The organism is Parashewanella hymeniacidonis, from assembly GCF_016900895.1.
GTDB classification, from domain to species: domain Bacteria; phylum Pseudomonadota; class Gammaproteobacteria; order Enterobacterales; family Shewanellaceae; genus Parashewanella; species Parashewanella hymeniacidonis.
Genome location: NZ_JAFEUN010000136.1, coordinates 1 through 9,238, shown reverse-complemented (window position 1 = coordinate 9,238; position 9,238 = coordinate 1). Strand labels below are relative to the sequence as shown.

General features: G+C 37.5%; 11 protein-coding genes and 1 pseudogene. 5 read left to right on the top strand and 7 right to left on the bottom strand.

The features are described from left to right. Nucleotides 1–194 precede the first annotated feature (194 nt). On the top strand, nt 195–491 hold the full coding sequence (locus JQC92_RS19380) for a SpoIIAA family protein (RefSeq protein WP_205001190.1): 297 nt from the start codon (nt 195–197) through the stop codon (nt 489–491). Between the two features lie 117 nt (nt 492–608). Here JQC92_RS19380 and purF read toward each other — a convergent pair whose 3' ends face one another. The 7 genes from purF to JQC92_RS19345 form a co-directional block, all read right to left on the bottom strand. Next, complete coding sequence (purF, locus tag JQC92_RS19375) at nt 609–2,123, bottom strand: amidophosphoribosyltransferase (protein WP_205001189.1); 1,515 nt, start codon at nt 2,121–2,123, stop codon at nt 609–611. Between the two features lie 87 nt (nt 2,124–2,210). Continuing rightward, nucleotides 2,211–2,702 carry a CvpA family protein gene (locus tag JQC92_RS19370; protein ID WP_205001188.1) on the bottom strand — a complete coding sequence of 164 codons (492 nt, stop codon included), beginning with the start codon at nt 2,700–2,702 and terminating at the stop codon, nt 2,211–2,213. Nucleotides 2,703–2,806: 104 nt separating this feature from the next. Further along, the gene (locus JQC92_RS19365; RefSeq protein WP_205001187.1) at nt 2,807–3,388 is read right to left on the bottom strand and encodes an SPOR domain-containing protein; all 582 of its coding nucleotides are present in this window, start codon (nt 3,386–3,388) and stop codon (nt 2,807–2,809) included. Between the two features lie 3 nt (nt 3,389–3,391). Continuing rightward, nucleotides 3,392–4,630: a bifunctional tetrahydrofolate synthase/dihydrofolate synthase gene (gene folC / locus JQC92_RS19360; protein ID WP_205001186.1), complete on the bottom strand. Its 1,239-nt coding sequence runs from the start codon at nt 4,628–4,630 to the stop codon at nt 3,392–3,394. An 8-nt stretch (nt 4,631–4,638) separates the two neighbouring features. After that, entirely contained in the window at nt 4,639–5,424 is a 786-nt protein-coding gene (gene truA / locus JQC92_RS19355) for a tRNA pseudouridine(38-40) synthase TruA (RefSeq protein ID WP_205001185.1), read from the bottom strand. Between the two features lie 119 nt (nt 5,425–5,543). After that, nucleotides 5,544–5,978, bottom strand: a complete 435-nt coding sequence (locus JQC92_RS19350) for an AMP-binding protein (protein ID WP_205001184.1) — start codon at nt 5,976–5,978, stop codon at nt 5,544–5,546. Nucleotides 5,979–6,049: 71 nt separating this feature from the next. After that, complete coding sequence (locus tag JQC92_RS19345; RefSeq protein ID WP_205001183.1) at nt 6,050–6,811, bottom strand: phosphoethanolamine transferase domain-containing protein; 762 nt, start codon at nt 6,809–6,811, stop codon at nt 6,050–6,052. 246 nt (nt 6,812–7,057) lie between these two features. Between JQC92_RS19345 and JQC92_RS19340 the strand changes: the two genes are divergently transcribed. The 4 genes and pseudogenes from JQC92_RS19340 to JQC92_RS19325 all read left to right on the top strand — a co-directional run. Then, nucleotides 7,058–7,819, top strand: coding sequence for a hypothetical protein (locus JQC92_RS19340; RefSeq protein ID WP_205001182.1), 762 nt, complete (start codon nt 7,058–7,060; stop codon nt 7,817–7,819). A gap of 3 nt (nt 7,820–7,822) precedes the next feature. Further along, entirely contained in the window at nt 7,823–7,891 is a 69-nt protein-coding gene (locus JQC92_RS23310; protein WP_205001191.1) for a prepilin-type N-terminal cleavage/methylation domain-containing protein, read from the top strand. Nucleotides 7,892–8,021: 130 nt separating this feature from the next. Beyond that, complete coding sequence (locus tag JQC92_RS19330; RefSeq protein ID WP_205001181.1) at nt 8,022–8,468, top strand: pilin; 447 nt, start codon at nt 8,022–8,024, stop codon at nt 8,466–8,468. Nucleotides 8,469–8,717: 249 nt separating this feature from the next. Beyond that, a pseudogene (locus JQC92_RS19325) lies at nt 8,718–9,017 on the top strand (IS110 family transposase); the annotation flags it as partial. Nucleotides 9,018–9,238 lie beyond the last annotated feature (221 nt).

The window sequence follows — 9,238 nt, the reverse complement described above, 5'->3', positions numbered from 1 at the left end:
CTAAAATTGCCGTTATCTACGTTAGAACATTTGCAAGTAGATTAACTACTTGCTGCACGTTCTGCCTTGCTACCGACAATTTTTTCTGCGCTTGAGAACGTACCCAACTGAGTTTTCTAGGTTTAAGGAACCAAAAATCTCTAATCCTTATCAAAGCCAACTTTGTCCGGATGATATGAAGTAATTGGATAAAAATGACGCATAAGGACTACGAGAAAATTAATCCAATACTTGATAAGGCTCTAAAAAACGTATCAAATCCAAGTATCGATGTTCTCCTCGATGCGTCACAGTTAGAAGGATGGGAACTTAGAGCAGCTTGGGATGACGTCAGAATTGGAATTAAGTATGCGGGAAAAATCAATAAAATTGCGATAGTAACTCATAAGAAGTGGCTTGAAGTCAGTTCTAAAATTGCCAACTGGTTCACTGCAAGTGAAATAGAAACATTTGAGTCAGAATCATCTGCGATAGATTGGTTGAAAAGATAAAGTTAAAGACTACTTTATCTAAAAGTAAAAAGCTGCATTAGCTAAGCCGTCCCAAAGCAAGTATTAAAACACTTAACTTGTTGGAACACCTAACTACTGCAGCCTAGAGGTTTTACTTTACGGGTGACAAACGTTATGCAATTCTAAGTTTGTACCAACATCTTTATTTCTGTCTGCTTTAACATCATCGTTTCTCAATTGCGTTAAATGATCTAAATAAGTTTGGTCAACATCTTGAGTAATGTATTTACCATCAAACACTGATGTTTCAAATTGTTCAATATCAGGATTTTCTAACTTCACAGCTGCTACGAGATCAGGTAAGTCTTGGAAAATAATGCCATTGGCACCAATGATTTTTGCAATTTCGTCGGTTTCTCTACCGTAAGCAATTAACTCTTCAGAAGTCGGCATGTCAATACCGTATACATTAGGAAAACGTATTTCTGGAGCCGCTGATGCAAAATAAACTTTCTTAGCTCCAGCTTCTCGAGCCATTTCAATAATTTGCTCTGACGTCGTTCCACGAACAATCGAATCATCTACAAGTAAAACGTTTTTGCCTTTGAACTCTTGGTGTATAGCGTTAAGTTTACGGCGAACCGACTTTTTACGCTCAATTTGTCCAGGCATAATAAAGGTACGGCCAATATAACGGTTTTTTACAAACCCTTGACGATACGGTAGTCCAAGCGAGCTTGAGATTTCTAATGCAATATCACATGAAGTCTCAGGTATTGGAATCACAACATCGATGTCGTGTTCATACCATTCAGACTTAATTTTCTCTCCAAGTTTGGTGCCCATATTAATCCGACTTGCATAAACTGATGCTTTATCAATCGTCGAATCAGGACGTGCAAAATAGACATACTCGAAAATACACGGCGCATGCTTTGCATTATGAGCACATTGTCTTGTGTGGAGGTTACCCTCTAAATCAATATACACGGCTTCACCAGGAGCTACATCACGGATAAGCTCAAATCCAACAGCGTCAAGTGCAACGGACTCTGAAGCAACCATGTATTCTGTGCCAGTCTCAGTTTCATTCTTTCCAAGCACAAGAGGGCGAATCCCGAATGGATCACGAAATGCCACAAGACCTTGGCCGATGATCATAGCAACAGCTGCATAAGCGCCACTTACTTGCTTATGTACTTGCTTAACGGCACCAAATACTTCATCTGGAGTCAGAGAAAGTCCACTGATATGCTGCAACTCATCCGCAAGTAAATTAAGAAGAATCTCAGAATCAGAAGTTGTATTAATGTGGCGGCGTTTACGTTCAAGAGTTTCACGTAATTCAATGGTATTAATTAAGTTACCATTGTGAGCAAAAGCAATACCAAAAGGCGAGTTAACGTAGAAAGGCTGCGCTTCTGAAGCACTTGAACTGCCTGCAGTAGGATACCTTACATGTCCAATACCAGCATTACCTTGTAAGCGTTGCATATGCTTAGCTTCGATAACATCCTTTACTAAGCCGTTTGCCTTTCTCAGCCTAAAGCCTCCATTATCTTCAGTAACGATACCAGCTGCATCTTGTCCACGATGCTGAAGAACAGTAAGTGCATCATAAATCGTTTGGTTAACCGAAGATTGGCCAACAATTCCAACAATACCACACATGGGTAAGTTTCCTCATTTTAGATGTTCTAAATCAACCGCTTACCTGACGTTTATATTGTTATTTCATCAGTTTACAGTTGCTTTCATTTATATGTTTTGGGGTACAAAGCTTGAGGTTGTTTCTATGTAGTTAAAAAACCACTGGATAACAACACCAAATTCAGGGATCAATTTAGAGGCACGCCACCATTCCGTTGTTGGAGCACTGGTAAATGCGTCCATAAAAAACAGTAAGGCACTGACGATTAAGGCGCCTCTGATTGCGCCAAAGACAAGACCGAGAACTCTATCGGTTCCTGATAAACCGGTCTTGGAAACTAATTGCCCTAGTAGGTAATTCAATAAGGCACCGAGAATGAGGGAAACAACAAATAAAATAGCGATAGCGACGCCGTTTCTGACTAACTCATCTTGTAACTGAGTTAAATAAACAGCGAGATCTTTATAAAATTGACTGGCAATAAAAAAAGCAGCAAACCAAACAACAAGAGACATCGCTTCCTTAGCGAACCCTCTCACTAAACTGATTATTGTTGAGAGCCCGATAATGCTTAAAATGGCATAATCAATCCAAACCATTTTTTGGTAAATCCTAAGTTGTTTTTTGTCGGCGAGATTTTAACAAAGGTTTAAACATTTCTCACCCCTGCATTTAAGATAATTGTCTGTAAAAAAAATAAGTGTTATTGATCAACAGGATCAAAGTTCACTATCTTCCCTTTTAACTTAGTCAATCTTTCAATATCTTTCTGCATCTTTTGCAGTTTAGACTTAGAAATATTTGGACCTACAAAGACTTTGGTTAAACTTTTATCTACGGGCCGCTTCGGAACAGTATAAGCTGTAAAACCATTTGCTCTTAATTTTTTCACAAGAGCATTAACATTTACGGCGTTATTGAAACTGCCTAGTTGAATGGTAAAACCTACTTCAACTTTCTTTATTTCTGTCGTTTGAGACTCTTTTTTTACAACTTCTGTAGATGCTGTGATATTGCTTTTTTTAACGTCCTCTTTAATTTTGGGTTTTGAAGTCGTTTGTTTATCAGAGCTTTCTTGAACTACGTTTGGTTCAACAGGAATATCAACTGTTCCCAGCACTTCATTTTTAGAACCTGTTTGTGTAAAAGATGGTCTTAAAGGAATCTCTGTGAACCCCTCTTCTTTCTGGGTATTTTTACCATCCAATAAATCAGGTAAAAAAATAACCCCCAATGCCACTACGACAATGGTACCAACAAGACGGTTATGAAATTGATTCGACACTGACTATCCTTGTTTTAACTTTTTAAAACCCGCTACAGTGTAAAATGAGCCAAACACAATTACCACATCATCATCAGTAATTTTTAATTTTAAATTAGCCCAAGCTTCATTTAAGTCACCAAAACAATTGATATTTTGTTGAGAGTCGAAGCATTCAGCAAGCTCTGAAGATTCTGCACCACGACTGACATCGAGGCTTACTAAATTCCATTCATAAAATTCAGTTTGTAAACATTGGATAACTGACTGAATGTCTTTATCTTTTAACATTCCACATAATGCAAAAACTCGCTTCCCTTCGAACTTATTTAATTGTCTCTTCAAGTACTGCGCTGATTGAGGGTTATGAGCGACATCTAAATACACCTTTGGCTGTTGAGAAACCAACTCCATTCGACCAGGTAAACTTGCTTGTTCGACACCTGATTTGATCATTTCATCAGTTAATGTCGGATCAAACATTAAGGCAGTTTGAATCGCTGTAACTGCATTTTGTAATGGAAGTTGTGGCGCTGGGATGTTATTGATAACTCGAAGTCCATTGAAGCTCCAATGGTTACTTTCATCAAATGAGTTAAAATCATCTCCGACAAAATACGTATTAGCACCTATCTCTTTTAAGCGTTGTTTTACTGCATGAGGGACTTCAGGCTCACCAATAATCGCTGGTCGTTCTTTGCGACAAACACCCACTTTTTCAATGCCTACGGACTCTCTTGTATTACCCAAGTATTCTTGATGATCTAGACCGATTGACGTAAGAACGGCAATATTCGCATCAATCATATTTGTCGCATCTAAACGGCCTCCTAATCCTACTTCAAGTAATACAATATCAACGGCTTGCTGTTTAAAAACATATAATGCCGACAGTGTTGAATACTCAAAGAAAGTTAAGGTAATTTCTTCACGTGCTAACTCAATTTGCTTAAAAGCTTCAATCAGCTGGTCATCCGTTGCGTTACGGTTATTAATTCGTACTCGCTCATTGAACTTAAGTAAATGAGGAGAACTATAAACGCCAACTTGATAGTTGGCATTTAAAAAAATGTTCTCGAGAAACGCACACGTTGTACCTTTACCGTTTGTACCTGCAACCGTAATAATTTTGGTTTCACCTAAATTGAGAAGATTCAGTCGTTTCGCAACCTCACGGACTCTGCTTAACCCCATATCGATTTCAACTGGGTGTTGGCTAATTAGGTAATTAATCCACTCTTCAAAATGCATTTTGTTTTTCATCGTTAAAATTAGTCTTCTAAAAAGAGAGGGCCCATTGGTGGCTTCGGCAAATTGAATTCTTCAGGGTAAGTGACATCAACCAAGTATAATCCAGCCGCTTTCGCAGTAGGTGCAGCTTGATTTCTGTCTTTTAAATTTAACAAAATTTTCATCCACGTTAAAGGCTGTCTACCCATTCCTATTTCAAGTAACGACCCCACAATATTTCGTACCATGTGATGTAAAAAAGCATTTGCAGCAATATCGATCACAATAAACCTACTGTGTCGTGAAACTTTTACATGGTGAATATTACGAAATGGCGTATTTGATTGGCATTGTATCGCTCTAAAACTCGTAAAATCATGTTCGCCCAGTAAATCTTGCGCAGCTTGATCCATCAAAGTTTCATCGATATCACCATGATAATGACTCACACCATGACGATGAATTCCTGGACGGAGATTATCATTATAGATGATGTAACGGTAACGCCTAGCTGTAGCAGAGAAACGAGCATGGAATGTCTCATAAACTTCTGTCGCCCATCTCACAGCGATATCACTGGGTAAATTGGCGTTAACACCTAAAGTCCATGCAGTAATCGGACGCTCAGCTGAAGTTTCAAAATGAACCACTTGTCCAGTAGCATGAACTCCCGCATCAGTCCGGCCTGCACATTGAATCTGAATAGGTTCATTAGCAATTTTTGATAACGTTTTTTCAAGCTGAGCTTGAACAGAGTCGACTTCTCTTTGACGTTGCCAACCGAAATAACGGTTGCCGTCATATTCTATGCCTAATGCAATACGCATAACTAACCTAACTAATAAATTTTGCCGCATTTTATACGACTTCAAAGAGTTAATTCAATTCAGCTTCCATCATTTCACGCATTTTAAAATTTTATATTTTGTGTGAGAACCATGCCCAGTTACATAGATATATAATTAATGGAATGAAACTGCTCTGAACATATCAATGCCTTACATTCTGAAAGGTTCAACGCATATTCAAGTTCATACTCTCGATAGGCCGGGTTTACACAGACCATAACGGCGCCAATATAAGCCGTTGCATACTGAACTAACACCCATTCAATATTATTAGGTGACCAAATGCCTACTCGGTCGCCGAGCTTAATATCAAGCTCCAACAAACCAAGTGCGACTGATTGTACATTTTGTAAAAGTTGTTGATATGTCCAATGGATATCCTGATGACAGACGACTACAGCAAGCTGCTTAGGATACGCTTGTACTATTGGGTCTAAATGATGGCCAATGGTATGTTCTAGAAGGGGGAAAGAAGTGGGATCAACAAGAAAGCTGCTTTCTAAAACCGCTTGATTACTCTGAGATTGGGGCATATTAACTCCATAACGACAACCATTTCGTAAAGAGTAAACCCTTTTAACTTAACCCAAGCTGAAAATAAAAATCACCAAAGTAATTTACTTTTATCATCGGCGGTAATCAGGCTCTGATGTTTTCTCATTGACTTAAATTTTTTGTATTCTTTAGGTATTAAATGTGAGAAGTATGAAGAGGTGTAATACAATACATTTGCAGGAACAATTCTGCATTTTAAATCTTTATGCTGCTTAAAAAAACCACTAAATTCATGATATTGAGGTAATAGTGCAAGCGCTCCAATCAACAATCCTGTTACAACACTTAACCCTGTTCTTGTAGGGCACTTATATCTACTTTCATAACTTATTTCAGCTTGAGAAATCAGGAAATTTGGAAATACACCCAGTAAAAACATGTGAAGTAAGAATGGAACTTTTATCTCGTTAAGAAAGCCGTTGAACCCAGAGTCAGTGATATACTGTATCAAACCAGTACCTATAACCGTACCATAATGACTCATAAAAAAACTGATCGCCGCAGCAATAAAAATAATGCACACCGTTGCGGCTTTTTGTACTTTTTCAAAGCTAATTAAAGAAAGCGCTGCATAGAAGGTAGCGATCAAAGCAATAACAAATGCAATAACAAAATAACCTCCTTCTAGAGTCAATACATGCTCTTGGGTCAATAAATAATGCCATAACAATGGGTTATAGAACGCTGCAAGACCTATAGCGACCAAAAGATTTAGTCTAGAAACAGAGATACTGTATTTTAAATCAAAAAAATCAATTACTTGCCTTGCGGCTGACGGCTTATAAACCAGCTTATTCTCAAGTGTGTACATAGTATGTTCGACAGCAAAGGGATAGTTTTAAAAGTATAGGATATGACTTATGAATCTAACGTGAACTCTAAATGGCGTCTTGTTAATGAAGATAACTATCGAGCTTATAATTTTTTAACCCCTTGTTGTAATTTAAGAAAATAAAGGTTAAAAATACTTTTAATTCACAACGTTAATCATTCAACCATAAGAAGTTAATAAAGAGGCGCTATGGACTGGCCAAATTTTCATTTTTTTTGCCGCTTTATGGCTATCAAGCTAAAAAAATCGATTCCTTGGGAACATGCTAAACAAGAGTTTGAAAACCGATATCAACAAAGAAGTACAACCAACAAAACGTCTGAGCATATTATTAAACAATTATCTTGTCTTGAAGAATGTCAACAAATCATGGCCTTGGAAACATATGGTACCTTGAGTTTTAAAACTAAATTATCAAACTTTAAGAAGTCGAAGGATAATATCCAATATCATCTCTGCCTATATTTGATATTCATCTTCATTTGTGTTGGTAGCAACACATTCGTCTTGCCGCAAATAAAAGAAATATATTTGGCTTCAGGCGTTGAACCTCCTATCACTTTGTTTTTCCAACACTGGGCGATTTTCGTTTCTGCTTTAACGATTGTAGCTCTATGGAGCGCACTTAGCTTTTGGCGCTGTAATAATCTTCATCGTGGATTTACAAGCTCAAAACAGAATTGGTTGGATGTAATGCTTATGTCTAAAGCTTCATTAAAGAAATTAGACCAGATCAAAGAGTTATTACTAATGCCATTAGATTTAAAAGGTCATACTCTTACTAAAAATCTATTTGAAGATGATCTTAATCCTAGTTACGAACTACAAATTGAAATCGACAACAAATTAGAATCATTAAATGCTGATCTATTTGACCGCCACAATTTGGTTCATAGAGTATTTTTTACTGTTTTGATTTTATGCATTGCAGCGCTTATTCATGGACTCTATGCGCCTATTTTCACCATGGGAACAATCGTAGGATAAACTATGAAAACAATAAAAGGATTTACGCTGATAGAGTTGATGATTGGTAACCATTCACCAGCCCCGTATTGACTTTTCAAATAAACAGTGAAACTTACTTGCGGGGTGGTACTTGTGTCACAAAACAATGGCAAGCTTGTAGTTATAAATGCCAATAAACGGGAGTTTGAGATTGTCAATACCCCTCTGGTGAATGCTTACGATGATTGTTGTTGCCATAATAGGCATCCTTTCTTCAGTAGCCTTACCAAGTTATCAATCTTATATTCAAAAAGCTCACATGGTAGAGCCAATTCAATATGCAACTAACCTCAGAAAGCCAATTGAAGAATATTATCTCCACCACTTGTCATTCCCATCAGATAACCGAGACGCATCATTACCTGCACCAGAGAAATTAATTAGCAATAAAATAACCAAAGTTGAAGTCATAAATGGTGCTTTTCATATCCATCTTGGTAATAAGATGCCGCAACAACTGCAAAACAAAGTTTTAAGTTTTAGGCCTGCTGTTGTGATTGATAGCCCATCAAGTCCAATATCATGGTTGTGCGGTAATTCAATGCCTGTAAGCGGTATGAAAGCAGTTGGTGAAAATAAAACAACTGTGAACAGTGAGTTCTTGCCCCGGGAATGCCTTTTGCAATAGGGGCGCTTATCACTTCGCTCCTATTGTCGATAGTAAGCATCTGTAGTCGGGTAATAAAGATTCACCCTCAATTACTCTGTAACCTTGATTAATACGTTGAAACTTTAGGTATCTTAAAGCCTAAAGTTTCATACTGAGTTGCTCTTAAAAGCACTTTAATCAGCAGAATCAAGTAATAAAGATAATTAGGCTCCCCACTCTTAGCTAGGTGATGTATTTTATACACTCACCGCTATTCTGGAGTCTGATATGAAAAGTACCATTATTGGTGTTGATTTAGCCAAAAAAGTAATTCAAGTTTGTATATGTACAAACAAAACCGTGCGTTCTAATACAGAAATGACACCTGATGAATTCACTCAGTTCCTCGCTAAGTCAAAATCAATGACTGTGGTATTTGAAGCTTGCAGTACCTCAAATTATTGGAAACAGAAAGCGTTGTCCTTTGGACATGATGCTCGGCTTATTTCTGCAAAACTGGTGTCGTCGGTGAGGCAAAGCCAAAAAACGGATAAGAATGATGCATTGGCCATTGTTCAATCGGGTGTTCAGTTTAATTAATGTCATGAATGTGAGAATTAAATGAGATAATATTCAGACAGTATTTGCTTTCCTTGTAATAACGCTATGCCAGCACAAATAATTTTCTCATCAAGCCAAGAGACTCAAATTCTACTTACCATTAAGCATGGACACTCAATGCTTGAATTTGAAGATACCTTGCAAACAGAACTTAATTCCGTCGGTATGTTGGCCGAGAGTAAACAACT

Coding starts and splice junctions, on each gene's coding strand:
- truA (WP_205001185.1), bottom strand. CDS start 5,424: ATGCGTATTGCATTAGGCATAGAATATGACGGCAACCGTTATTTCGGT.
- JQC92_RS19345 (WP_205001183.1), bottom strand. CDS start 6,811: ATGTACACACTTGAGAATAAGCTGGTTTATAAGCCGTCAGCCGCAAGG.
- JQC92_RS19370 (WP_205001188.1), bottom strand. CDS start 2,702: ATGGTTTGGATTGATTATGCCATTTTAAGCATTATCGGGCTCTCAACA.
- folC (WP_205001186.1), bottom strand. CDS start 4,630: ATGAAAAACAAAATGCATTTTGAAGAGTGGATTAATTACCTAATTAGC.
- JQC92_RS19380 (WP_205001190.1), top strand. CDS start 195: ATGACGCATAAGGACTACGAGAAAATTAATCCAATACTTGATAAGGCT.
- JQC92_RS19350 (WP_205001184.1), bottom strand. CDS start 5,978: ATGCCCCAATCTCAGAGTAATCAAGCGGTTTTAGAAAGCAGCTTTCTT.
- JQC92_RS19340 (WP_205001182.1), top strand. CDS start 7,058: ATGGCTATCAAGCTAAAAAAATCGATTCCTTGGGAACATGCTAAACAA.
- JQC92_RS19330 (WP_205001181.1), top strand. CDS start 8,022: ATGATTGTTGTTGCCATAATAGGCATCCTTTCTTCAGTAGCCTTACCA.
- purF (WP_205001189.1), bottom strand. CDS start 2,123: ATGTGTGGTATTGTTGGAATTGTTGGCCAATCTTCGGTTAACCAAACG.